The sequence below is a fragment of the Vibrio sinus genome, from assembly GCF_023634645.1.
GTDB lineage: Bacteria > Pseudomonadota > Gammaproteobacteria > Enterobacterales > Vibrionaceae > Vibrio > Vibrio sinus.
Genome location: NZ_JAMKMR010000017.1, coordinates 23,756 through 49,175 on the forward strand (window position 1 = coordinate 23,756; position 25,420 = coordinate 49,175).

Annotated in this window: 19 protein-coding genes and 2 pseudogenes; 11 read left to right on the forward strand and 10 right to left on the reverse strand. The window is 45.0% G+C overall.

Annotated elements, in window-relative coordinates:
• Positions 1-17: 17 nt before the first annotated feature.
• From M9194_RS16125 to M9194_RS16165, 9 genes are all read right to left on the reverse strand, one after another.
• Positions 18-4,496, reverse strand: coding sequence for a phage tail family protein (locus M9194_RS16125; protein WP_250613714.1), 4,479 nt, complete (start codon positions 4,494-4,496; stop codon positions 18-20).
• Positions 4,497-4,697: 201 nt separating this feature from the next.
• Positions 4,698-6,059, reverse strand: coding sequence for a tRNA uridine-5-carboxymethylaminomethyl(34) synthesis GTPase MnmE (gene mnmE / locus M9194_RS16130; RefSeq protein ID WP_250613715.1), 1,362 nt, complete (start codon positions 6,057-6,059; stop codon positions 4,698-4,700).
• 131 nt (positions 6,060-6,190) lie between these two features.
• Positions 6,191-7,846, reverse strand: a complete 1,656-nt coding sequence (gene yidC / locus M9194_RS16135; RefSeq protein ID WP_250613716.1) for a membrane protein insertase YidC — start codon at positions 7,844-7,846, stop codon at positions 6,191-6,193.
• Positions 7,847-7,848: 2 nt separating this feature from the next.
• A complete protein-coding gene (gene yidD / locus M9194_RS16140) occupies positions 7,849-8,106 on the reverse strand; it encodes a membrane protein insertion efficiency factor YidD (RefSeq protein ID WP_250613717.1) in 258 nt (85 codons plus the stop codon).
• Positions 8,073-8,396: a ribonuclease P protein component gene (gene rnpA / locus M9194_RS16145; protein ID WP_250613718.1), complete on the reverse strand. Its 324-nt coding sequence runs from the start codon at positions 8,394-8,396 to the stop codon at positions 8,073-8,075. Before rnpA ends, yidD begins: the two co-directional genes overlap by 34 nt.
• A gap of 46 nt (positions 8,397-8,442) precedes the next feature.
• Positions 8,443-8,577: a 50S ribosomal protein L34 gene (gene rpmH, locus M9194_RS16150; protein WP_006880025.1), complete on the reverse strand. Its 135-nt coding sequence runs from the start codon at positions 8,575-8,577 to the stop codon at positions 8,443-8,445.
• A gap of 211 nt (positions 8,578-8,788) precedes the next feature.
• Positions 8,789-9,526: an amino acid ABC transporter ATP-binding protein gene (locus tag M9194_RS16155; RefSeq protein WP_250613719.1), complete on the reverse strand. Its 738-nt coding sequence runs from the start codon at positions 9,524-9,526 to the stop codon at positions 8,789-8,791.
• The gene (locus M9194_RS16160; RefSeq protein WP_250613720.1) at positions 9,523-10,194 is read right to left on the reverse strand and encodes an amino acid ABC transporter permease; all 672 of its coding nucleotides are present in this window, start codon (positions 10,192-10,194) and stop codon (positions 9,523-9,525) included. The genes M9194_RS16155 and M9194_RS16160 overlap by 4 nt, the downstream gene beginning before the upstream one ends.
• 93 nt (positions 10,195-10,287) lie before the next feature.
• On the reverse strand, positions 10,288-11,037 hold the full coding sequence (locus M9194_RS16165) for an amino acid ABC transporter substrate-binding protein (protein WP_250613721.1): 750 nt from the start codon (positions 11,035-11,037) through the stop codon (positions 10,288-10,290).
• A gap of 431 nt (positions 11,038-11,468) precedes the next feature.
• On the opposite strand from M9194_RS16165, the gene dnaA reads away from it, so the two are divergent.
• The 8 genes from dnaA (at position 11,469) to M9194_RS16205 (ending at position 21,988) form a co-directional block, all read left to right on the forward strand.
• Entirely contained in the window at positions 11,469-12,857 is a 1,389-nt protein-coding gene (gene dnaA / locus M9194_RS16170; protein WP_250613722.1) for a chromosomal replication initiator protein DnaA, read from the forward strand.
• A 63-nt stretch (positions 12,858-12,920) separates the two neighbouring features.
• Positions 12,921-14,021 carry a DNA polymerase III subunit beta gene (dnaN, locus tag M9194_RS16175; RefSeq protein WP_250613723.1) on the forward strand — a complete coding sequence of 367 codons (1,101 nt, stop codon included), beginning with the start codon at positions 12,921-12,923 and terminating at the stop codon, positions 14,019-14,021.
• A gap of 21 nt (positions 14,022-14,042) precedes the next feature.
• The gene (gene recF, locus M9194_RS16180; protein WP_250613724.1) at positions 14,043-15,122 is read left to right on the forward strand and encodes a DNA replication/repair protein RecF; all 1,080 of its coding nucleotides are present in this window, start codon (positions 14,043-14,045) and stop codon (positions 15,120-15,122) included.
• Positions 15,123-15,136: 14 nt separating this feature from the next.
• Complete coding sequence (gene gyrB / locus M9194_RS16185) at positions 15,137-17,554, forward strand: DNA topoisomerase (ATP-hydrolyzing) subunit B (protein WP_250613725.1); 2,418 nt, start codon at positions 15,137-15,139, stop codon at positions 17,552-17,554.
• A 189-nt stretch (positions 17,555-17,743) separates the two neighbouring features.
• Entirely contained in the window at positions 17,744-18,376 is a 633-nt protein-coding gene (locus M9194_RS16190) for a CDP-alcohol phosphatidyltransferase family protein (protein ID WP_250613726.1), read from the forward strand.
• Entirely contained in the window at positions 18,363-20,231 is a 1,869-nt protein-coding gene (locus tag M9194_RS16195) for a bifunctional alpha/beta hydrolase/class I SAM-dependent methyltransferase (RefSeq protein ID WP_250613727.1), read from the forward strand. The genes M9194_RS16190 and M9194_RS16195 overlap by 14 nt, the downstream gene beginning before the upstream one ends.
• Before the next feature lie 18 nt (positions 20,232-20,249).
• A complete protein-coding gene (locus M9194_RS16200) occupies positions 20,250-21,665 on the forward strand; it encodes a phosphatase PAP2/dual specificity phosphatase family protein (protein WP_250613728.1) in 1,416 nt (471 codons plus the stop codon).
• The gene (locus tag M9194_RS16205; RefSeq protein ID WP_250613729.1) at positions 21,662-21,988 is read left to right on the forward strand and encodes a hypothetical protein; all 327 of its coding nucleotides are present in this window, start codon (positions 21,662-21,664) and stop codon (positions 21,986-21,988) included. The genes M9194_RS16200 and M9194_RS16205 overlap by 4 nt, the downstream gene beginning before the upstream one ends.
• 304 nt (positions 21,989-22,292) lie before the next feature.
• Here M9194_RS16205 and M9194_RS16210 read toward each other — a convergent pair whose 3' ends face one another.
• Positions 22,293-23,207, reverse strand: a complete 915-nt coding sequence (locus tag M9194_RS16210; protein ID WP_250613730.1) for an FkbM family methyltransferase — start codon at positions 23,205-23,207, stop codon at positions 22,293-22,295.
• A 230-nt stretch (positions 23,208-23,437) separates the two neighbouring features.
• On the opposite strand from M9194_RS16210, the pseudogene M9194_RS16215 reads away from it, so the two are divergent.
• The 3 genes and pseudogenes from M9194_RS16215 to M9194_RS16225 form a co-directional block, all read left to right on the forward strand.
• A pseudogene (locus tag M9194_RS16215) lies at positions 23,438-23,635 on the forward strand (IS6 family transposase); the annotation flags it as partial.
• A 130-nt stretch (positions 23,636-23,765) separates the two neighbouring features.
• Positions 23,766-24,683: a hypothetical protein gene (locus M9194_RS16220; RefSeq protein WP_250613732.1), complete on the forward strand. Its 918-nt coding sequence runs from the start codon at positions 23,766-23,768 to the stop codon at positions 24,681-24,683.
• Between the two features lie 66 nt (positions 24,684-24,749).
• Positions 24,750-25,253, forward strand: a pseudogene (locus tag M9194_RS16225) (IS6 family transposase); the annotation flags it as partial.
• Positions 25,254-25,420: the final 167 nt, after the last annotated feature.

Sequence of the window (25,420 nt, forward strand, 5' to 3'; positions counted from 1 at the left end):
TTCTATTCAATACCCATTTATAGTGAGCGAGACAAGAGTACCAAGCCTAGATCAGCGCTAGGTGAGAGGATTAAATATCCACTGCGGAAGGTGTAATACTCAGCCCAAGGGTCGATATCATTCCATTTCCCATCCTCTTCGTTCCACTGAATTGTTGAATAGGTCATAAATGTAGCGCCTCGGCCAAAATCGCTACCGAGCTCGTGGACAATATCTTTGGCTCGGTTTTCACTGCCGACAACAGAATAAACGATGCCAAAGAAGATATTTAAGCTCTCTCTAATCGCATTCGCGGTTTTTAATAATTGAAATGTCGGCTTTTTGAGCTCATCTGGCTGGGTCGGTCTTGCGCGCTCTATCAGGGTAGCAAAAAGGGTAGCGAGCTTGATCGCCATATCCAAGTGGCCTGCTATGGTTTTGTAGACCAGTTTGCCCGTTCTTTTACTATCACTTAATTCTTTTGCTTCCCAAAGGTAAAATTCAAGAAATTCACTAAAGACGCGTCCTGCTTTAAAAACTAAGCGTGACAGCTGTATATTATCGACAAATTCTTTAACGGCGTCGTTGTTTTTCGCAGGCCCTTTGAGCGAGTATTTGAGTATCCAGGCCATGTTTTCGTAACAACGACAGCCAATTTGCCAGCCAAGAAACCCGTTCGATGCGGATGTGCTTGATAAAAGGGCAGGGTTGGGATGTAAATCATTAAAGCTTGTCATCGAAGTATTGCTCTGCAGGTAGTTGACAACCCAAGTACTCATGCCACAGGTCCAAGCAAAGAAATCTTCAAAGCTTAGGGTAGTGGATAGGTTTACACCCAATACCTTGAGTAGGTCGGTGAGTAGTGGAATTTGAAGCGTGACTAAAGGTGCAGACCAGATCCCGCTGAGTAGGCCTTTTATATTATTGGGATCAAGCGCCGTTTGCACCAGCTGGGTGATATCTTCGATCAGGTTAAATAGATCATCTCCTACGTTCTTTACGCTACCCAGAAAACTGTTCACCATTTGAGCGGGATCGGCGATAGCGCCTAAGCCTGAGATAAAAGTGCCAAGCAAATCGACCAAGGTGTTTTCAACATCATTAGAAATATGAGCGAGATCGGTATCAATGGCAGTGATCAACGGCTGAGGGGCTGCAATATTATTAATAATGATCGGTGATAAGGCGTTCATATCTTGATCAATATTTTGTGTGAGCTTGGCTATCCCTTCTTCTATCAAGTGCATGATGGGATGAATGACTTTACTTTGCGCGATGTCGATACCGCTTTTTAGCTCATTTTGTATTTGTTGTGACTGATCTTGACCAAAAGGGGAGTTGTTAATGATTGAGTTTAACGCGCCATCAAATTCAGCTTTGCCCATTTTGAGATCGTTTTGAAATTGTGTAAAAGGCGTGTCAACTGGAGGAGTAAATGAGTGGCTTTGGCCTAGAAGATTGCGCATATAAGCTTTAAAGCTATCGATGTATTTGATCATATCACCGAGGTGAAAAAACATCTCAATAAATCGGATGACCGCTAACATGTAGTCGAACCATGCATTGATAACCAAAAATAGTGCAGATAGGCCGGGAATAACACTCAACACCTTTTCTACTGACAGTACGACTTGTTGAACATCCTTCAATGCCACACCGATATCTTTCAGTACATCACCGGGGATTTTCGCCAGTCTATCAAAAATGTTTTCCCCTTCTTTGATGACACTTTTGCGCACTCTAGCTAAATCGTCGCCCAATTTTTTCGCTTCTTTTTCAGCCCAGCTTTCTAATGAGTGCCAGGCATGGGTGATCCAATCGAAAGGAGACCAGGATAAGCCAAGCTGAGCCGAGTAGATCTGTGGCTTAATCACGCAAAGAAATGGGTTGATGTATCTTGGCGAATTTGAATGGTATAACCCATTGGCAATCATGATATTGACGCCATCACCACTATATTGCTTAAAGTGGCTGCTATCGGTTTGGCCCATTTTCAGTAGCTCTGCACCCGTTTGTTTGGACAATTGGCATAATTGCTGTTCGCCATCAGATTCATTGATGCCTGCGCGATACTTAGGTTTCATAGTGCCAACTTGCTCGGGCGTGATATTGGTTTGCAAGCGGTTATTGGCGCCATGGCCAATAAAGCAGCTAAACCATGCTGAGGTCGATGGAGAATCATTGGCTTGCAAAGGAACAACGGCGCTACCTAAAGTGGGGTTTGTGATAAATCTCGGGGTTAAGGGTTGGTTGGCGGCCACATAGTTACCCATGTCGACGCTGCGAATCATGATATGCGCGGCGAGGTTGGTGGCGAGAACTCTAAACCGAAGCGGTGAATGTTTAGTGATGGGACGTATTATCGCGCCTGAATTGCGTGATGCCTGATGAGCATAGCCGTTGTGATCGATGAGCGTAATTGGAGTAGTGGAGCGAATTTCGTAGTAGAAGGCGTCGGCAACGGCGGATTGAGTATCCGTATTATCAAATGGAATGCCGTAGCCATATTGGTTGATAGGCTCTATCACCACCTGGTGAAATTGTTTGCGTACCGCTTGAGGTCTTTGACTGTTGGTAAGTTGCTTTCGTTCAGTGATGGTTTGCGTAGACCATTGCCCGGCAACGTGGTTAAAGCTGTATATCTGAGTGGTTAACTCTTGGCTAGCGGGATCGCCTTTCACACTGACGTATTCAAAATCATGACTGAAACGGTTGTTACAAGCCAAGTTCACATGCGCATTGCCAAGAAATAGCGCTTGGTTGGCCATCATACTCGTATCAGTGGTATCGGTGCGAAAGTCTGGTACGTTGTCGTATCGCCAAACCGTATTTTCTACTGGCCCCATTGCGATTAGGTTTTTCGTATAGCCATTGGTGGCAAATGGGTTGTTAGCTTGATTAGTCTCACCATCGGTGATAAACGATTGGCTGATGAGGCCTGCCCCATTTTCCGTTTTAATAAGAAAACGCCAACCACCATATTTCGACTGACCACCTCTAAGAAAGTATGTTTTTGAATAGCCAAGATAGCCGGGAAAATTGAGTTTGACGGTGGACTGGATTTCTTTTGTGGCTCGATTTACGCCGTACATGATGACTCTGGAATCTCGCTCTTTACCCACAAGCCAAGCGATACCAATATAGATATCGGTAGTTACAGGTTTGCTGTCTTTCACCGTTAAGTTACTCGCTAGCGTTGAGCAAATATAATGGCTATCTGTGATATCAGAGATAATGGCACTGTCAGAGTAGCTAGGGGCGCTGGGTAAATATTTTGCGCAATGGTAATAGGCGCTGCTTGTTAGAATGGGCTGGTTAGTATAGTGCAAGTTAAATGGGGTATTGTCTGCCAGTACAGCACTGTTACATTCAAATTTGCTGCTATCAAAGTCCAGCAGTTTGTAATAGCCAGGCTCACCTTCACAATAACAAGAGAAGCTAACTTTCAGCTGATTGTTGGAGGGAGCGGCATCTTTTATGTATTCAATATCGTTAATTGCGTTGAGTGGGAAGGTGGTTTGCGCAGCATAGACGTTAATAGAATCAGCATAGATGAAACTGTATACGGCGTTTTCAAGTTTGTTACTACTGTTTTGAAACCAAAGGTGTGTGTAGCCATTTCGATCGATATAGCGCGATTTTAATGTCCAGTAACCTTTAGTGCCTAAGGTACATAATGGGGCGTTCGTATCACTTTTGTAGGTGGTCCACTGAGCGTTTTCAACGGCATTCACTATGCTATTTCTATCCGGATAGAGTGACAAGTTCAGCGATATTTTTCGAGAAAGGATAACGGTGGCGTCTTGGCAAAGGATAAACACTAACCACATGGCCTGAGTTGGGCTCTGGCTATTGGTCTGGTCATAGATATCGTTACTGCCCGGCAAGGTGACAGCGACAATTCGCTCTGGGTTGATCGTGAGATTGAGTGGTACTATATGTTTGTGGTGGCCATCGGCGGGTATCTCAGCATCATGCAAGTGTACAGGAATGTTTTCGTAATGTTCAAATTGCCATTGCTTGGCCTGCTCATCGTAGACGACTTGCACGACTTCAGTGGGACCATAGTGGGCTGATTTGTCGATAAAGGTCGCTTCTACCGACTCATCAGCGTTAAACGTTGGCATGGAATACAGTTTACAGTTGCCCCAGTTAAACCCTTCGATACTGTCGACGAGACTAGACAAGTTCGGTGCCTGACTGTATGCGGGATAACTCATTAACTCATCAGATACTCGAAAACTATAAATGCCTGGCTCTGCCAACATCTCATCGTTGCTAATACCGAAATCAGCCGGGTTGCTGGTCAGCTCTGGAATGGTATCGCCCCACGCGGTTGGCACGCGGCCTGCAGCGATGAGTGCAGATAGTGAGGCAAGTTTAATACTGCCAGAAACAAACGCTCGTCGAGAAATCAAACTGTCGAAGCATTGCAGTTCTTTGTGTTGCAGCTCCGGTGAGCGAATAAGTTGTTTTAGTTTGCTCGCGAGTTTAAGCCGTAGTTCACCAAGTGACATTTTTATAATTACCAGTTATTAGTTATAAATGGCAGCTATTAAAATCGGCTAAGATGAAGCTTTTATTAAATCGACATAAATACTGTTAATTACATTAACTTACAGTATGTTAGATTGTAATTGAGGTTTGAAAGTCGCCTATTGGGCTGGCGTTTAAAGCAAAAGCAACGATTTTATGCATTGCTTTTGCTTCTTTGAGCGTTATTTACCAATACAAAACGAAGAGAAGATCCGCCCCAGCAGATCATCGGAGCTAAATTCTCCAGTGATTTCGTTGAGGTGTTGCTGGGCGATCCTTAGCTCTTCTGCCAAGATTTCACCAGCCATGTATCCTTCTAGTTGTTGTTGGCCAATATCGAGGTGATTCGCCGCTTTCTCTAATGCGTCTAGGTGTCTGCGGCGAGCCATAAAGCTGCCTTCATGGCCACCAGCGAATCCCATGCATTCTTTTAAGTGGCTACGCAGCGCATCAACGCCTGCACCAGTTTTGGCCGACAGACGGATAAGGGTGGGGGAATTGACGTGACAGATGCCAAGGGACTCGTTAGTTTGGTCGGCTTTATTGCGGATAACCGTAATACCCACATTGCTTGGCAGTCGGTCGACAAACTCTGGCCAAATGTCTTTTGGATCGCACGCGTCGGTAGTGGTGCCATCAACCATGAACAAAATGCGGTCGGCTTGCTCTATTTCCTCCCACGCTCTCTCGATACCGATTTTTTCCACCGCATCAGATGCATCACGTAGCCCTGCGGTATCAATGATATGCAGCGGCATGCCGTCGATATGGATATGTTCACGTAGCACATCGCGTGTGGTGCCAGCGATTTCGGTCACAATGGCGGATTCTTTGCCGGATAATGCATTAAGCAGGCTAGATTTACCCGCATTGGGTCGGCCTGCAATGACCACTTTCATACCTTCACGCATGATGGCACCTTGATTGGCTTCTTTGCGCACGAGGCCAAGCTTATCAATAATGTTTTGTAAATCTCCGGCCACTTTGCCATCGGCGAGAAAGTCGATTTCTTCTTCTGGGAAATCAATCGCGGCCTCGACGTAGATGCGAAGGTGGATCAGTGATTCTACTAGAATTTGAATTCGCTTTGAAAACTGGCCTTGCAAAGAGTGCAGGGCGGATTTTGCCGCTTCTTCTGAGCTAGCATCAATCAGATCGGCAATGGCTTCTGCTTGGGCCAAGTCCATTTTGTCATTTAAAAATGCCCGCTCTGAGAACTCGCCAGGTCTGGCTGCGCGAACATCTGGCAGCAACAGTATACGTTTAATCAGCATATCCATGACAACAGGGCCACCGTGGCCTTGTAGCTCGAGAACGTCTTCACCGGTGAATGAGTGTGGGTTGGGAAAGTACAAGGCTATGCCTTGGTCTAGGGCTTCTCCATGCTCATCCTGAAAAGCAAGGTACTCAGCATAGCGTGGTTTGAGCTCTTTGCCCGTCAATGCCAGTGCAACCTGCTTTGCTTTTGGCCCGGATACGCGGATGATGCCAACCCCACCTCGACCTGTAGCTGTCGCTTGAGCAACAATCGTTTCAGTTGTCATAAATATGCCTACATTTCAATCGCAATACGTTTTCTAACCACGTATTTGTCATAATAAATAAACTAGCTGAATTGTAATCAGCAAACATAAAAAAGGCGACCTTTGGCCGCCTTTTAACTCACAAGTTATCGTTAGCTCTTGGCTTTCTTAGTATGTAAGCCTTTTTTCTCCAACTGACGATAAATTAATGTCTGTTGAATCAAGGTAACGATGTTCGATACTAACCAGTATAGAACCAATCCTGATGGGAAGAAGATAAAGAACACCGTAAAGCCAACTGGCATAAACATCATGATCTTTTGTTGCATTGGATCGGTCACGGTTGTTGGGCTCATCTTCTGAATGAAGAACATACTGATACCCATTAATACCGGTAGAATGTAGTACGGATCTGCCGCCGACAAGTCGTGAATCCAACCAAAGAATGGCGCATGACGCAGTTCAACCGAACCCATTAAGGCCCAGTACAGCGCTAGGAAGATAGGCATTTGCAGTATAATTGGGAAGCAACCACCGAGCGGGTTTACTTTCTCTTTCTTATACAGCTCCATCATCTCTTGGCTCATGCGCTGACGATCGTCACCAATACGCTCTTTCATCGCTTGGATTTTTGGCTGCAACATGCGCATCTTCGCCATGGAAGTGTACTGCGCTTTCGTCAGTGGGTACATAGCACCACGAACCAAGAAGGTTAGGATGATGATTGCAATACCCCAGTTGCCAACGAAGCCATGAATCCATGACAGTAGCGAGTGAAGCGGCTTAGCGATAAACCATAGCCAACCATAATCCACCACAAGATCTAAATTCGGTGCCACAGCTGCCATTTGGTTTTGCAGTTGTGGACCAACCCATAGGGTGGCATCAAATTTGGCTTGTTGGCCATTTTGAATGGTTTGTTGTGGCAGTAGTACACCGATATCGGCAAGCTTACCGACCGTACGGCTATAGATAGTAGCATCCGGTGCATTTCTTGGGATCCACGCTGTTGCAAAGTAACGTTGAATCATAGCCACCCATCCTTGACCATTTGTCAGTTTAATGGACAGGTTTTTCTCATTCATATCTTTGAAGCTGTACTTCTCATAGCGAGTTTTTTCTGTTGAATACGCTGCGCCGTGATAAGAATGTTCAGTAAAGCTGCTGCTTGCTTCTGCGTTGTTTTCGTTCTGACGTAAGTGAGCATACATTTGAACTTGAGCGTTCTTGCCCGAATCATTTTTCACGTCATATTCAACATTTACCGCGTAGCTGCCACGCTTCAAAATAAAGGTCTTGGTGTACGTAATGCCATCTTTAGTAAATGTCATCGGTACGCGCAGTTCACCTTGCCCATTAGCGAGGGTAAAGTCGTTGGCACTGACTTTGTAGTCTGGGCGATCAGTCGTGCTCAGGTCGATGCCTTGTGGGCCAACCAAGCCACTTTGTGCGATGTATTGTTTACCCGGCTGGTCTTCAAGTAAAACAAACGGCGCTTTTGATTTTAGCGTTGCGTCGTATTTGTTTAACTTGGCGTTAATGACATCACCACCATGAGTGTCAATGGTCAACGTTAATACGTCAGTTTTAATCTGTATAGTTTTGCCAGTGTTTGCCGCCGTCTGCGCAGCTGGTGGAACAAGCGTGTTAGGGCCTGTTACCGATGTGGCAGGTAAACTACTGTTACTTTGTGTTTGCGCAACCGCATGTGTCTGTGGTGCTGGATTCTTATGTTCTTGCCACTTGGTATAGAGCAAAAAAGAAACCAGTGCCAAGGCGATTAACAGGATATTACGTTGAGAATCCATTGTTATTTATCTCGGTTCTGTTTCTGGGGAGGAGGAACTGGGTCATATCCTCCTTCGTTCAAAGGGTGGCATTTTAATAAACGTTTACCTGATAACCAACACCCTTTTACAAAACCGTGAGCTTTCAATGCATCTATTGCATATCGAGAACAGGTTGGTGTAAATCGGCAGCGTGGACCAATGAGAGGACTGATTAGCCATCTATATAAATAGATGAGTCCAATGGCTAACCGCGCGAAGGGCGAGACAGGCGATGCCATAATTTGTCAAATAACCTAAACACTTCTTCATTGCTTAAACTTTGCGCGCTTTTTTTTGCAATGACAACAAAATCTTTATTAGGAAGTTCGTGTTGTTTGTTACGAAAACTTTCGCGAGCAAGACGTTTAAACCGATTGCGACCGACTGCGGTTTTAATCTGTTTTTTTGGAACGGCTAGACCTAATCTTGGCTGATTAAGTGTGTTATTGCGAGCAATGATAGTGAAGTGAGGCGAGCCAGCTCGATGAGCTTGCTGAAAGACGTTTTGATAATGCTCGGGAGTTAACAAACGTAACTCCCGATTGAACGCGTATGTATTCAAAATAAATCAGCGATTATTTTGATAGGCGCGCACGGCCTTTTGCACGACGTGCATTAATAACCTTACGGCCGTTCTTAGTTGCCATGCGTGCACGGAAACCGTGAGTACGCTTGCGCTTTAGAACTGAAGGTTGAAAAGTGCGTTTCATGATAATTACCTTACTGATCAGTAGTTTTAGGTTCTTAGTTAACCCGGCGTGGGCAGTTATTCATCTTGTTAGTAAAACAAAGACGATATCCAACGCCTCTCAACAAAGAGGCGGAATTGTAATCACTGTCACCAAAAGTGTCAATGAACAAATTCCAGCCGGGGGGATTATACGAAGTACGAACAAAATCTCAAGGATCTTTCGTCGATCCTTAAAGGGTTCCTACTTTACGTAAAAAGCGTTTTAGTCTTTCATCCTGTGGATGATTAAAAATATCTTCGGGCTTACCCTGCTCAACGATATTGCCTTCGGCCATAAAGATCACTCTATCAGCCACTTCTTTCGCGAACTGCATCTCATGGGTCACGACCAGCATGGTTTGGTGATCTTGCGCCAAATTTTTCATCAATGCCAGTACTTCTCCTACCCACTCGGGATCGAGTGCAGAAGTGGGCTCATCAAATAATAGCAGATCCGGTGACAAAGCCATGGCTCTTCCGATGCCTACCCGTTGCTGCTGGCCGCCAGATAAAGCGATGGGATAACTGTCTGCTTTGTCAGCCAAACCGATATTTTTCAATATCTGTAGCGCTTTGTCATAAGCTTGCTGTTTTTTCCAACCTCTTACTGTGATCAAGCCTTCAGCGATATTTTGTTTTGCTGTCATATGGGCAAACAGGGCATAGTTTTGGAAAACAAAGCCCGTTTTCTTTCTAAGTTCGCGCACCTCTGCCCGAGAATGACGCTGCGTATTGACAGACACGCCACCAATAGATATCGATCCTTTATCGGCATTTTCTAAGAAATTGATGCACCGCAGTAGGGTGGATTTACCTGTGCCGCTGGAACCGATGATGACGACGATCTCACCTTTCTCTATGTTGAGATCAATACCTTTCAATACTTCGCTATTACCGAAAGATTTGTGTATGTTTTTTATTTCGATCATTTTTTATACGCCTTATCCAGTTTTGCTTCGACAATGGTTTGCACTCGAGTCAGCAAAATGACGACCACCCAATAGATGAGTGCTGCAGCGGTAAAGGATTCGAAGAAACGGAAACTTGATGAGGCCTCCATCTGCGCTTTTGCCATAACTTCAGCTACTCCCAGAGTGAAGGCTAAAGACGTGGATTTTATCAAATCAATGTAATAGTTCATCAACGATGGAAAGGCGATGCGTGTCGCCTGCGGTAGAATAACACGACGCATTGCCTGTGGAGTGGTCATGCCAACAGATAAGCTGGCTTCCATTTGGCTTTTATCAATGCCCAGAATGGCCGCTCGCACGGTTTCTGCCATGTAGGCGGCATAGTGAAGACTCAAACCAAAGACAGCAGCGTTAAAGGCGCTCATTCCTTCGAAAAATGGCACGACCTGAGGCAGGCCAAAATAGAATAGAAACAGTTGCACTAATAGGGGTGTGCCACGAAAAAAGCTAATGTAAATCTGACTGATTTGATTGAGAACAGGAATTTTAAAGATTCGAATATTCGCGATCAGCACAGATAATATGAGCGCAAATATCATGGCTAAGGTCGCCATTTTCATTGTGACACTCAGATACTTTAGCAGTATCGGTATCAGATCAATCATGTAGTGAAAATCAAAGCCCATAACGTCATCCAGTAAAGAAAGTAAAACCCACTACTAGTAAAAGTAGTGGGTAAAGTGAAAAATAATGCTGCGATTGTTTGTATAACGGGCGATTTACTCTTTAGTAATGTCCGCTCCAAACCACTTTTCTGATATTTTGGCCAATGTGCCATCGGCTCTCATTGATGCTAGCGCTTGGTTGACCTGCTCTTGCAGCTTGCGACCTTTCGCATCTTTCATAAACGGCCAGGCGTTTTCTATTGTCGCAAATGGTTTGCCTGCAAGTTTCAATGGCAGATGACTTTTCTTAATCAGTTGAACCACAGACAGGCGATCCATGACAAAAGCATCGGTTGCGCCGATGAGGACAGATTGTTCTATCCCAGTATCAAACGTCTTAATGTGGATCTTGCCGTTTTTATCATGTTGACGTAGCAACTGTTCAAAGTTCGAGCCAAGGTTAACCGCTACGGTTTTACCCGCCAGATCGTTGATGCCATGAATGCTATCGTTGCTTTTTCTTACCGCTAACTGAGCGCCATCAATGACGTACGGGTTGGAAAATAGATACTTGGCTTTTCTCTCTGGGGTAATGGTGATTTGGTTTGAGATGGTATCAATGTGACCCGACTCCAATAGACCAAACAAGCCAGAGAAGTTTGCTGTAACAAACTCAACTTTATAATGTTCGCGCTTACCAATCTCTTTCCACAAGTCGACTTCGAAGCCTTGTAGTTTGTCTTGTTTAACAAAAGTGAATGGATAGTATCGACCAGACATGCCGACTTTAACCACTGTTTCTGCTTGGACAGCAAATGTAGACAGTGCAACTATCGCGATAAATAATCTAGTCCAGAATTTCATACTCTAACCCCTATGTAACTTAGGCTGCGATACTACATTCTATATAGATAGTTCAGTAAATAATGATCGGCAATAATCTAGAGCGGTTAGGAATAAGGAAACCATTGCGCTACGCACAAGACATATAAATCATAGTGATACATTGTACGGTTTAAGTGCAAAGTGATCGCAAAAAAATCATTCGGCAATAATTTAATCCACAAAGTTATCACCAATAGCAAGATCTACGGAAATGTTGCTCTTTTCTAAAAAATGTGGATCAAGGTGTGAGTAATTACAGGGTGAACTGTGCGGATCTCGTCAAACGAGCGAAAAAATTGTGAATAAGTTAGATCTTATTCACCGGATCGCCGATCATTTGCTGGCGATCTTGTTTATCAACAGGTAAAATTATCGGTCTTTCCTGATCATTTTTTTCTCGTGGGGGCACCGTGTCATCTTCGCTTTGGTTGCAATGTATGCAACAACTTCAAGAAGAGCTACCAGCTACAGAATTCAGTATGTGGGTTCGTCCGTTACAAGCGGAGATCAATGACAACACGCTGACTTTGTTTGCTCCAAATCGTTTCGTCTTAGATTGGGTTCGTGATAAGTACATTAATAGCATTAATCGATTATTGCTCGAATATTGTGGTAACGACATTCCTAGCTTGCGTTTTGAAGTGGGCAGCAAACCCGTTGCCGCGCCAAAACCTGAGCCTGTTAGGACCAAAGCAGATTTAGCAGCGGAATCTTCAGCGCCTGCGCAGCTACAGAAAACCTGGGATGATGAAGCGAGCGCGATAGCCAATATTAATCATCGCTCTAATGTGAATATCAAACACAAGTTTAATAACTTTGTTGAAGGTAAATCTAACCAACTTGGTTTGGCTGCCGCAAGGCAAGTGGCTGACAATCCAGGAGCGGCGTACAACCCGCTATTTCTTTATGGTGGTACCGGGTTAGGTAAAACCCATTTGTTGCACGCAGTTGGAAATGCAATTGTGGATAACAAGCCAAATGCCAAAGTCGTCTATATGCACTCTGAGCGTTTTGTGCAGGATATGGTCAAAGCGCTGCAAAATAACGCCATTGAAGAATTTAAGCGTTATTATCGCAGTGTGGATGCGCTACTCATTGATGACATACAATTCTTTGCCAACAAAGAGCGCTCACAAGAAGAGTTTTTTCATACCTTCAATGCACTCCTTGAAGGCAATCAGCAAATTATCCTTACTTCAGACCGATATCCGAAAGAGATAAGCGGTGTTGAAGATCGATTGAAGTCCCGCTTTGGTTGGGGACTAACAGTGGCTATCGAGCCGCCGGAGCTTGAGACTCGGGTGGCGATTTTGATGAAAAAAGCAGAAGACCACCAAATCAACCTCGCTGATGAAGTCGCATTTTTTATCGCAAAACGTCTGCGCTCCAATGTTCGTGAATTAGAAGGCGCGCTTAACCGTGTTATCGCCAATGCCAATTTTACCGGTCGTCCTATCACCATTGATTTTGTTCGTGAAGCGCTGCGCGACTTGCTTGCGCTACAGGAAAAGCTGGTGACAATCGACAATATTCAGAAAACGGTCGCGGAATACTATAAAATCAAAGTGGCTGATCTGCTGTCTAAGCGTCGCTCACGATCGGTTGCTCGTCCGCGCCAGTTGGCCATGGCACTTTCAAAGGAGCTGACCAACCACAGCTTACCTGAGATAGGTGATGCATTTGGTGGGCGAGATCATACCACGGTACTTCATGCTTGCCGTAAAATTGAACAATTGCGCGAAGAGAGTCATGATATCAAGGAAGATTATTCAAATTTGATTCGCACCCTTTCTTCTTAAAATTTGCATAACTATTATATTTGTCATTATTTAAGCGAACTGTCGGTTTGTTAAGAGCTATATATGAAATTTACTATTGAGCGCAGCCATCTAATAAAGCCATTACAACAAGTTTCTGGTGCCCTAGGTGGAAGACCAACGCTACCGATTCTAGGTAATATACTGCTTAAAGTAGAAGATGCGGTGTTGTCGATGACATCGACTGACCTAGAAATCGAGCTGATCAGCCGCATTGACTTAGAAGGCGCATGTGAAGCAGGCAGTATTACCGTTCCTTCGCGTAAGTTTTTAGATATATGTCGTGGACTACCAGAAAGCGCTAGTATTACTTTCTTATTAGAAGGTGATCGAGTGCTTGTGAAATCGGGCCGTAGTCGTTTTTCTCTTGCGACGCTGCCAGCCAATGATTTCCCAAATATTGAAGATTGGCAAAATGAAGCGGAAGTCTCTTTGAGTCAAGGTGAATTGCGCGCGCTTATTGAGAAAACCCAGTTTTCCATGGCAAACCAAGATGTTCGCTATTATTTGAACGGCATGTTATTTGAGATTGACGACACCACGCTCAGAGCCGTCGCAACCGATGGACATCGAATGGCAGTAGCCCATACTCAGTTGAATGCCAGTTTTGACCATTCGCAGATCATTGTACCTCGTAAAGGCGTACAAGAGCTGGTTAAAGTGCTCGATGAACCTGATCAACAAGTGATACTGCAAATTGGCAGTTCAAATATTCGCGCTGAAGTAAATAACTTTGTCTTTACTTCTAAGCTGGTAGACGGACGTTTCCCTGATTATCGCCGCGTATTACCGCAAAATACCAACAAAGAAATGCAGGCTGGATGTGAAGATCTAAGACAATCTTTCGCTCGAGCTGCTATTCTTTCCAATGAAAAGTTTCGTGGGGTTCGAGTAAACCTAGAAAATAGCGAAATGCGCATTACTGCCAGCAACCCAGAACAAGAAGAAGCTGAAGAGCATTTGGATGTTACTTTCGCTGGTGAGCCAATCGAGATTGGATTTAACGTCAGCTATGTTTTGGATATTTTGAACACACTGCGTTGTGAGCAAGTTAAGGTTTCTATGTCGGAAGCCAATGCCAGTGCTCTGATTGAAGATGTTGAAGATGACAGCGCAATGTACGTTGTGATGCCAATTCGCTTATAGGTAGAGTGACATTACATATCAATGCCTCTTTCTCGTCTCATTGTAAAACAGTTTAGAAATATTAAAGCCTGTGATATTGATTTATCACCAGGCTTTAACTTTCTTATTGGCCCTAATGGCAGTGGAAAAACCAGCGTCTTAGAAGCTATTTATCTACTTGGTCATGGGCGCTCTTTTCGCAGTTCATTGACTGGCAGGGTCATTCAAAATGAGTGCGAACAACTGTTCGTTCATGGCCGTTTGTTACATAGTGATCAATTTGAGCTACCTATCGGTATAAATAAGCAGCGCGATGGCAGCACAGAGGTTAAAATAGGCGGGGAATCTGGTCAGAAAATCGCGAAACTGGCGAATGTATTGCCATTGCAATTGATTCACCCTGAAGGTTTTGACTTACTAACCGCTGGTCCAAAATCACGTCGAGCTTATATAGACTGGGGTGTGTTTCACTCTGAGCCTGCGTTTTATGACAGCTGGGGGCGATACAAACGGTTAGCAAAGCAGCGGAACGCGCTACTCAAGTCGGCGAAAAGTTACCGAGAAGTGAGCTTTTGGGATCAAGAGCTGGCTATACTGGCTGAAAATATCAGTCATTGGCGAGCGCAGTATGTCAATCACTTGAAGATGGCTGCCGAACATATTTGCCGCGAGTTTCTACCGGAGTTCGATATCCAACTGAAGTATTATCGTGGTTGGGACAAAGAGACCGACTATAAGGATGTGCTCAGTCAAAACTTCGAGCGAGATCAGTCGCTGGGTTACACGTTCAGTGGTCCGAATAAGGCTGACTTAAGAATTAAGGTGAATGGTACACCTATTGAGGATGTACTTTCACGAGGTCAATTGAAGTTAATGGTGTGTGCGCTGCGTGTTGCGCAGGGGCAACATTTAACAGAAATGACAGGTAAGCAATGCATCTATTTAATTGATGACTTTGCTTCCGAGTTAGATAGCCAACGTCGACAACGTCTTGCAGACTGTTTGAAGTCGACGGGGGCTCAAGTTTTTGTAAGTTCTATTACCCAGAATCAAATTGCTGACATGCATGACGATCAAGGTAAGGTGTTTCATGTGGAACACGGAACCATAGAACCCGTATAAATAGAGAGTAACTCATGTCTGAAAATTACGATTCATCGAGTATTAAGGTACTGAAAGGGCTAGATGCAGTCCGTAAGCGTCCAGGAATGTACATCGGTGACACTGATGATGGCACCGGCTTACACCACATGGTTTTTGAGGTGGTGGACAACTCGATTGATGAGGCACTGGCTGGCCACTGTAAAGACATTATTGTCACTATCCACGAGGATAATTCGGTATCAGTGAGTGATGATGGACGTGGTATTCCTACTGAAATGCACCCTGAAGAAAATGTGTCTGCTGCCGAAGTTATCATGACGGTACTGCATGCGGGCGGTAAGTTTGACGATAACTCTTACAAGGTGTCGGGCGGCTTGCATGGCGTAGGGGTTTCTGTGGTCAACGCGTTATCTGAAAAAGTCGAACTGACGATTCACCGTGGTGGCTCTATCCACTCGCAAACCTATTGTCATGGTGAACCTCAATCTCCGCTTGAAGTGATTGGTAAAACGGATTCAACGGGTACTTTTATCCGTTTCTGGCCAAGTGCAGAGACTTTTACCAATATTGAATTCCACTACGACATTCTTGCCAAGCGCTTGCGTGAGCTGTCTTTCTTGAATTCAGGTGTGTCAATTAAGCTTATTGATGAGCGTGAAGAAGACAAACACGATCACTTTATGTATGAAGGTGGTATTCAAGCGTTTGTTGAGCACTTGAACATGAATAAAACGCCAATCCATGCCAAAGTGTTCCACTTTGACTACGAGCGTGAAGATGGCATTGCGGTTGAAGTCGCCATGCAGTGGAATGACGGCTTCCAAGAAAATATCTATTGTTTTACCAACAATATTCCTCAGCGCGATGGCGGCACCCACTTAGCTGGTTTTAGAGCCGCGCTAACCCGAACCATCAATAGCTTTATGGATAAAGAGGGCTTCTCAAAGAAAGAAAAGACCTCGACGTCTGGCGACGATGCTCGTGAAGGCTTGACAGCGGTGGTTTCTGTTAAAGTGCCGGATCCAAAATTCTCCAGCCAAACCAAAGATAAACTGGTGTCTTCTGAGGTGAAATCGGCCGTTGAGTCTGTGATGGGTGAAAAACTTTCAGAGTTCTTGGTGGAAAACCCGAATGAAGCCAAAACCGTATGCAGCAAAATCATTGATGCAGCAAGAGCTCGTGAGGCGGCGCGTAAAGCCAGAGAAATGACCCGTCGTAAAGGCGCTTTAGATCTGGCAGGCTTGCCAGGTAAGCTGGCTGATTGCCAAGAAAAAGATCCTGCGCTTTCCGAACTGTATATAGTGGAGGGTGACTCAGCTGGGGGATCGGCCAAACAAGGACGCAATCGTAAGAACCAAGCGATACTACCGCTGAAAGGCAAAATCCTGAACGTTGAGAAAGCACGTTTTGACAAGATGCTGTCTTCTCAAGAGGTGGCGACGCTGATTACGGCCTTAGGTTGCGGCATCGGTCGCGATGAATACAACCCTGACAAGCTGCGCTATCACAACATCATCATCATGACGGATGCGGATGTGGATGGCTCACACATACGTACATTATTGTTGACCTTCTTTTATCGTCAAATGCCTGAGCTTATCGAGCGTGGTTATATCTATATTGCTCAGCCGCCGTTATACAAGGTGAAAAAAGGTAAGCAAGAGCAATACATTAAAGATGAAGATGCCATGAACCAATATCAGGTGTCTCTGGCATTGGATAACGCGTCGCTGCATGTCAATACGCAAGCACCAGCGATGTCTGGTGAGGCACTAGAGAAGTTGGTTCAGCAATATAATGCGGGCATGAAGCTAGTGGGCCGCATGAGCCGTCGTTATCCAAGTGCGCTAGTTGAAGAGTTGATTTATGTGCCTAGATTGACGGCTGAACAATGTCAGAACTTGGCTACAGTAGAAACTTGGGGTAATCAACTAGTTTCTCAGCTCAACGCTAAGGAAGTCGGTGCAAGCCAGTATAGTTTAGAAGTTGAACAGCATGCTGAACTTGGATTAAATCTCCCTAAAGTCATGGTTCGAACACATGGTGTGAGTCATGAGTACGTATTGAGTACGGATCTGCTTGGCTCTAAAGAGTACAATAAACTCGCGACGCTTTCTGAGGCGCTTAATGGCCTTATTGAAGAGGGGGCGTATGTGAAGCGTGGAGAAAGAACCAATTCTGTATCCAGTTTTGCTGAAGCGTTGAATTGGTTACTCAAAGAGTCGAAACGTGGCTTGAGCTTACAGCGCTACAAAGGACTGGGTGAGATGAACCCTGATCAACTGTGGGAAACCACAATGGACCCAGAAACACGCCGCATGATGCAAGTAACCATTGAAGATGCGGTTGGTGCCGATCAGCTGTTTACCACTTTGATGGGAGATCATGTTGAGCCTCGTCGTAACTTCATTGAAGAAAATGCGCTGAAAGTAGCGAACCTCGACGTATAGAAAGCGGCTGAGTCAGTCATCATTGTGCAAGGCGAACCTAGGGTTCGCCTTTTTTATTGATAATAAATTCAATAGTATAGTGATTTTGGCCTATTTTTATGCGATTACACCTAACTTTAACAGAAAACTGCGACATAAGTGTTTGGGTGCATTACACTCGGGCGGTGAATTGATTTCGAGGTTAATCTCTTGTCCGTCTATCGTTTGAAACCTGCTTTTCAGAACTTACTGCGCCCGGGCGTACGATACTTATATCACTGTGGCGTCACCGCAAATCAAGTCACCTTAGTAGCCATGCTTGTGTCACTACTGGTTGCTGGCGTACTTTGTATACCAACACTATCGACAAAATGGTTTCTTTTACTGCCGATTTGGATGTTGTTACGCATGGCACTCAATGCCATCGACGGCATGCTAGCGCGTGAGTTCAAGCAAAAATCAGCGCTAGGTGCTTATCTTAATGAGCTGTCTGATGTGATAGCTGACGCCGCATTATTATTGCCTTTCGTATTTCTCCCTCAAGTCTCTCCAGTTTTGCTTATTGTCGTGATTTTTGTCGCAATGCTCAGTGAATTTAGTGGTGTGCTTGGCGTGATGGTTGGCGCCTCGAGGCGCTATGACGGCCCCATGGGTAAGAGTGATCGTGCCTTATTACTGGGTGTTATGGCGGTATTGTGGGCCTATGGTTGGATAACCCCGTTGTGGCTCAACGTGTGTTTTGCACTGATGTTGCTACTTTTGTGTGTCACGAGCGTCAATCGAATTGGTCAAGGTGTATCAGAATCGGCGAATAAAGGGAAAGAAGAAAATGAACAACGCTAACTTACAACAACATGATTTGGATTCCACATCAACGTCGACTCTTGAGTCTATCTCTGACGACCGCGACGACATCAGTGAGGCAAGACTGCTGTCGTTTACCACTCATGATGATGTCACGCTGCGCTATCGTTATTGGCCTGCCAAACAACCAAGTAATAAACAGCGCAAAGCGGTGGTGATGTTTCATCGCGGGCATGAGCATAGTGGCAGAATGGCCCATCTAGTCGATGAACTTGAGCTTGATGAATGCGACTTTTTCGCATGGGATGCTAGGGGACATGGTGAATCACCAGGTCAACGAGGGGACAGTCCCAGCTTTGCAACCAGCGTGCGCGATATTCAAACCTTTTTCCAGCATTTGCAGCGTCAGCACCATCTTGAAATAGAACAAACTGTCGTGCTAGCACAAAGTGTCGGTGCGGTATTGGTATCGACTTGGGTGCATGATTACGCGCCAAAAATTCGAGCTTTGGTGCTCGCATCACCGGCTTTTAGTATTAAATTGTATGTCCCATTTGCGATTCCAGGCTTGCGGCTGTTGAAGCGGCTGCGTGGCAATTTCTTTGTCAATAGCTATGTCAAAGCTAAATACCTGACCCATGACGAAGAACGAATTCAGTCATTTGACAACGACCCCTTAATTGCAAGGCCTATCTCCGTTCGAATGCTGTTGGGGCTGCATGATACGGCGAAGCGAGTTGTCGCTGATGCCGCCGCGATTACGGTGCCGACTCAACTACTGATATCGGGATCAGATTGGGTGGTGCGACGTAAGCCCCAGCAACAATTTTTTCAGCGCCTAGGGAGCAGTTGCAAAGAGCAGCATATTTTACCAGGCTACTATCACGATACGTTAGGAGAGCTTAGCCGCTCAGATGCCTTGTCTCGTATCAAGAGGTTCATCCGTCAGCGTTTTGAGCAGCCAAACCAAGAGACCAACTTGCTCGATGCCGATAAAAATGGCGCTTTTTGTGCGGAAGCTGAGTCGTTAGCTACGCCCTTACCTCGCGGCTCTGCTTATGATAGGTTCTGGTCGCTCTATCGCTCAGGTTTGTCGTTTGCCAGCCGTTACTCCACAGGCATCAAGTTGGGCTTTGAGACGGGGTTTGATTCTGGCAGCACCTTGGATTACGTATATCGTAATCAAGCGGCGGGGAGCAATAAGTTTGGTCAACTTATTGATAAGGTCTATCTCAACTCTGCAGGTTGGCAAGGCATCCGCCAGCGCAAAATACACATAGAAGAGATGCTTTCTAACGCGATGAGTTGCTTAGCAAGCCAACAAAAAGACGTTCACTTAGTGGATGTGGCTGCGGGTCACGGAAGATATGTTATCGAAGCGATTGAAAAATCCTCAGTCAAACCCCAATCGGTATTACTCAGAGACTTTAGTGATATCAATGTTAGAGATGGTAAGGCGCTCATTGAGCAAAAGGGGCTGTCTGACATTATTCAGTTTGCACAAGGTGATGCCTTCGATAAAGCTGATTTAGCGAGATTAGATCCTAAGCCCAATTTAGCGGTGGTCTCTGGTCTTTACGAGCTCTTTAGCGATAATGCCAGCGTGTTCGACTCGCTCAGAGGGCTGGCAAAAGGAATGCAAGATAGCGGCTATCTTATCTACACCTGTCAGCCGTGGCATCCTCAGTTAGAGATGATCGCCCGTTCGCTTACGAGTCATAGAGGTGGGCAGGCTTGGGTGATGAGACGGCGTAGTCAGGCCGAAATGGACCAGCTAGTCAAACAGGCTGGATTTAGCAAAATCGAGCAACGGATAGATGAGATGGGCATATTTACCGTTTCTATCGCGCAGAAAATGAGTCAGGGAAACCATGATACCAGCAAGGGATCTTAAGCGATTAGCGATACCACTATGGCAGAATCACTGACTTCAACTCGCTCGCCAGCCATCCTGTGGGGGCGAGGTGTGGCATGGCTATTACTGCTGGTGCCCCTTTTTTTCACCAGTTACAGCTTGGCGAACGCCTACGCAGCGAGCTTACCGCAAGTAGCTAGTGTGGTTTTCGCGTGGGAGCGCCATATACCCTTAGTGCCTTGGACCATCGTTCCCTATTGGTCTATTGACCTCTTATATGGTTTGGCTTTTTTGTTGCCGCGTACGCCCCAACAGATCAACACTCTTGGCTTAAGACTATTAACCGCTCAGCTAATTTGTATTGGCTGTTTTTTTCTGTGGCCATTGAAATTTGCCGTCGAGCGGCCAGAGCTACATGGCGTATTTGGCCAGATGTTCGATGTGCTGATGGGTTTTGATAAGCCATACAACCAAGCGCCATCGCTACACATTACGTTATTGGTCGTACTTTGGGCTTGTTGTAGCAAATACATAACTGGCCCACTAAAGTGGGCCATTCATTTTTGGTTTTTGCTCATCGGTGTATCGGTACTGACCACGTGGCAACATCATTTTATCGATGTGCCCACTGGCCTACTGGCGGGGTTCTTTTGTCTTTGGTGCTGGCCCGAGAAAGGGGTGAGTCCTTTGCGAGCCAGAAAATACAACCCATACCCTGCGCAATTTCGTCTAGCGAGCTATTACGGGTTTGCTGGTATTTTATTTGCGGTTGCAGCGAACTATTGGTCTGGCGCTGCTTTGATTTTGATCTGGCCAAGTGTTTCTTTGTTATTGGTTGGGCTGAACTATGCCTGGATAGGTGGACTTGGCTGGCAAAAGCAGCCCCATGGCCGCTTGAGCTTGCCTGCCTTTATCGTATTTGCGCCTTACTTGCTAGGAGCGTGGATAAATTCAAAGTTGTGGACACTAGGCCAAAGCCCGGCTAATGAAATCATCCCGGGAGTTTGGCTGGGGAGAAGGCCATCTGGTAAGCAATCGGCTACTTACGCAGGCTTAGTGGATATGTGCCCCGAATTACCTGTGTTTGTCGGTGATAATACTCATTATCGCCACTTTGCTACGTTAGATTTGCTGCCTTTGAGTGCGCAGCAATGCTGGCAAGCGGCGAAAGCCATTCAATCTATACGCGATAAGCAATGCCAGCCAATATTGGTCTATTGTGCTTTGGGCTATTCTCGCAGTAGCGTCGCTCTAATGGCATGGCTGTTATTGAGCCAATACGTCAGAACACCGGAGCAAGCTAAGGCGTTGATTGAAAAGAAACGGCCTCAAGTCGTTATTCGTCAGCATCATTTAATGGCGCTAAAAAATATGATGCGTCTGACGGAGTTTATTGACTATCAGCGAGATAACCCTGCTTTCTCCGGCCAAGAACATGGCGAAGTGTCACCATCAATTGAGGTAAGCGAATGAGCTCTCTCGTCAAACTTGCAACTCAGGTGAGTCTATTAAAGCGGGGCAAGGCGCTCAATCAGCTGAGCTTGTGGATGACATTCTTTGGCGTGTTACTGATGGTTATGGGTAACTATTTATCGCTCGATAATGGGGTACTGCGCACATTTCCCCGAAAAGCTCATTCTTCATGTAGTGGTTTGAAGTCCAGCGGTACGAAAACGTACGTTAAGGGTTTAAGACCCTCGGCCGAGATCTTGGTAAAAATACGACATTACCCTGGCTTCTTCTTTCGTCTCGCACAGCCTTCTAAAATTGGAGTGAATGTCACTACCCAGCGATGAATGGTGGCGTGATCAACTTTAACCCCTCGCTCTCCGTTTGGATTTCCGCTATTTCACGGTAACTGAGCTTATACGCCAGATAGTAACGGACGGTTTCGAAAATGATGTCTTTGGGAAATTGATAGCTTTTGAAGTTCATTATAGATTAGGAGTAATGTTTAGATTACGGAGAATGACACCTCAATATTCATAGATGCGACAGAACCCCCAAAAGCCTCTTCAAGACGTATAAAAAAATCTTTCTCTCAGCGTGCATATATCTTTCATAGGCTTGTTACGCATATGGGCCAGCGATGCAAACAGGTCACAAAGCTGCCATTCTCTCTGCAGGGATAGCGATGAGCATCGTATGTGATCTCTTTGGAATATCGCCTTCTACAACCAACCGAATGCGTGTCGTCCGGCCACACAGCAACTCCCACACACGCTGAAAAACCCGCACAACAGTGCCACACTCTTGTGCAGATGAAAGGTCAAGCCAGCACACGCTATAATCACGTTCTTGCAACCATGAGATAACAGATGGCCCATCACTAACCATATCGCTCTCATGTTGTTCGAAGGCAATCACAGGGCGATGATTGTTAATCGTTTCCGTTGCTCCATTCAGCACCTGATACTCCATACCTTCTACATCTATCTTCATTACGCCAATAGGAATATCGCTAGGGCATATATCGTCCAATCGCTCAACACGCACCTTAGAAACAGCCCCATCAGTAGATGCATGCATCATGGTTGATGCACCTATATTGCCCTCATTTTGATACAAATCAATCATCCCAGCTGTATCACCTAACCCCACATGAAAGCTCTCTACTTTATCAAGAGATGACATGTTGTATGTCAGTAAATAATAGGCATCAGGATTGGGCTCAAATGCGTAGGTTTTCTTGAAAAAAGGGGCCAGAACCATCGAGTGATTACCAATATTGGCCCCAACATCACAAAAAGCAAGGGAAGACATATCAAGGGACAAACGTCCTATAATGCTTAGTAAAGCATCAATATGGAGCCGCTCATAAATTCCATTCACGGCAAGTTCATTGCCAATTTCTTCATTTGCAAAACACGCCATACGTGCACTGCGTTCTGCTCGATAAGGCGCAGCAACACAGCGTAGATAGCGCATAGAGATAAATCGCTGCAGAAGTCCAGCACCCGAAACATAAGATTGCGTGAGTGGCACTGAAGAGCGAAAAGATGTCGATTTAGGCATCAGCAAGCACTTTTATATGTTGTACGATAGACATATCATAAAAATCGTTAGCGCGAGTATAATATACGATTTTACTTTCTGTAAAGCACGAGATCCAACTCGTTTACATGGTCGACCTTGTGAACGATGAGTGGGTTTGTTGGGTGACATTCTTACGGTTCTGTCGCATGGCTTTGTTGACGTACTCGATATACTATGATTTTGGATAGAATTTAAAAATTTGCAATGGAGTCAAATATCTCAATAATATCGTGGAGCAGAGTCACCGTTGGGTGAAGCAGAAAACTCGGCAAGCCTTGGGTTGGAAGTCCGTCGAAGGAGCGATGGCTTCACTCCATGGTCGAGAGATGTGGACGATGTTAAAACGAGGACAAATTGACGTGGAGGGCGAGTGTACGGTAGATAGATTTTACGCTCTCGCAGGATAGTTGCGTCCGGAGGTTGTTGCCTGCTCGTCATGAATAAACTTTGCGACAGAACCCATTGTGGTGTGTCCGCTTGATTCTAAATAATTATTTAGAAATAATGTCTATGTTATTGCAATCAATGGAGGTGTTTTTGAAGTCGGTCAAGCATGTCTTCCTCATCGCCAATCCAGTAATGGCAATGGTGGCATATGAATATATTTCTCGAGCAAAAAATATTGATCTTAAGGATGTAGAAGTGATTTATGTCCGCGGACTGGAATATACGCTTTTCGATGAGGTTTCAACTCACTTGATAAAGAGAACTATTCTTAACCGAGCTGCAAGAAGGGTGACTTTCTTGAGAACTTACCCTGAAGCTGTCAGGAATCTCATAGAACAGTTATCTGATGGATTCATTCTTTATACTAGCTGGTTAGATGCAATAGCATCAGAAGTCATAAAATCAAGTAAGTGTCGAGCTCATTGCTATATAGAAGAGGGACAACAATCGTATAAAGACGTACCGGTATGCGCATTCAAGGAAGATTATAAACCCCCTGCTGAAACGGGATCAAAGAAGTATAAATATGATCACTATTGGCGTGATGATGCCAAGATGTGGATAGGTACTGTTGAGGGGGTATTTCCTGCGGCACCTGTTGAGAGAGTTAGCTTACTTGGAGAGCTCTCTTATTTAAAAGAAAAGTATAAACCTTATCTTAAAGGTGGAGATGTCGTAATGTTATTACCAACTCCAGGGCGACTACCTAAGACTGAGTGGGCTCGCGCGATTGGTCAATTATATTCGCATAGAGGGCGGAGAACGTTTTTAAAGCTACATCCAGCATATTATGAAACTAGAGGCGCGCTTAGGAAGATAGAAATTATTCTCGATTCAGCTGAGTTTTCAGGAGTGTCACTACTGCCAGGTAATATCATTCTTGAAGCTGAAATGCTGTTTAATAGAATTAAGATTGTTAGTGATCGTAGCTCTGTTTCACGTTACGCAATACGATTAGGCTCAGAGTTTGTTGAAGTTCCATTTCTATATGGAGAGTATTATAACTAGAGTATTAGGTGGCCTGTCGCATCTATGAATATTGAGGTATCATTCTCCGTAATCTAAACATTACGGTCTTGGCGAATGGACGAGACCTACATCAAAATCAAGGGCAAGTATTGGTATTATTACCGAGCCGTCGATAAATGCGGCGATGTTATTGCTTACTACCTGAGTAAACATAGAGATGAAGCCGCTGCTAAAGCCTTTCTAAATAAGGACATCGCTCAAAATGGCTTACCTGAGAAAGTGGTGATTGATGGGAACAATGCGAATTACGCAGCCCTAGATGCGATGAATGTTCAGCTTTGGCTAACGGGTTACTTCATGCTGTGTTTGATAGATATTTGCAATGTCAAATACCTGAATAATATCGTGGAGCAGAGTCATCGTTGGGTGAAACAGAAAACTAGTCAAGCCTTGGGTTGGAAAATCGGTCGAAGGGGCAATATGTATGGTCGAGAAATCTGGAAGATGTTAAAACGAGGAAAAATTGACGTGGAGGGCGAGAGCGCGGTAGATCGATTTTACGATCTCGCAGGGCAATTGTGTCTGGAGATTATTGCCTGCACGTCATGAATAAACGTTGCGACAGAACCGTTGGCCGCCTGATGTCGTGTCTTGAAACGCCTTTAACGCTATGTGGAAGGGGTACCAAAAGGATCGAGGTCATGGCCATTTTATTATCGCCTCCACCGTCAGAGTATGATAAGAATACACATCATGATTATTACAACCAAAAGAAA

Coding starts and splice junctions, on each gene's coding strand:
- M9194_RS16165 (WP_250613721.1), bottom strand. CDS start 11,037: ATGAAATTCTGGACTAGATTATTTATCGCGATAGTTGCACTGTCTACA.
- yidC (WP_250613716.1), bottom strand. CDS start 7,846: ATGGATTCTCAACGTAATATCCTGTTAATCGCCTTGGCACTGGTTTCT.
- recF (WP_250613724.1), top strand. CDS start 14,043: ATGCCTCTTTCTCGTCTCATTGTAAAACAGTTTAGAAATATTAAAGCC.
- yidD (WP_250613717.1), bottom strand. CDS start 8,106: ATGGCATCGCCTGTCTCGCCCTTCGCGCGGTTAGCCATTGGACTCATC.
- dnaN (WP_250613723.1), top strand. CDS start 12,921: ATGAAATTTACTATTGAGCGCAGCCATCTAATAAAGCCATTACAACAA.
- M9194_RS16195 (WP_250613727.1), top strand. CDS start 18,363: ATGAACAACGCTAACTTACAACAACATGATTTGGATTCCACATCAACG.
- rpmH (WP_006880025.1), bottom strand. CDS start 8,577: ATGAAACGCACTTTTCAACCTTCAGTTCTAAAGCGCAAGCGTACTCAC.
- M9194_RS16200 (WP_250613728.1), top strand. CDS start 20,250: ATGGCAGAATCACTGACTTCAACTCGCTCGCCAGCCATCCTGTGGGGG.
- M9194_RS16125 (WP_250613714.1), bottom strand. CDS start 4,496: ATGTCACTTGGTGAACTACGGCTTAAACTCGCGAGCAAACTAAAACAA.
- M9194_RS16210 (WP_250613730.1), bottom strand. CDS start 23,207: ATGCCTAAATCGACATCTTTTCGCTCTTCAGTGCCACTCACGCAATCT.
- M9194_RS16160 (WP_250613720.1), bottom strand. CDS start 10,194: ATGGGCTTTGATTTTCACTACATGATTGATCTGATACCGATACTGCTA.
- M9194_RS16205 (WP_250613729.1), top strand. CDS start 21,662: ATGAGCTCTCTCGTCAAACTTGCAACTCAGGTGAGTCTATTAAAGCGG.
- gyrB (WP_250613725.1), top strand. CDS start 15,137: ATGTCTGAAAATTACGATTCATCGAGTATTAAGGTACTGAAAGGGCTA.
- mnmE (WP_250613715.1), bottom strand. CDS start 6,059: ATGACAACTGAAACGATTGTTGCTCAAGCGACAGCTACAGGTCGAGGT.
- M9194_RS16155 (WP_250613719.1), bottom strand. CDS start 9,526: ATGATCGAAATAAAAAACATACACAAATCTTTCGGTAATAGCGAAGTA.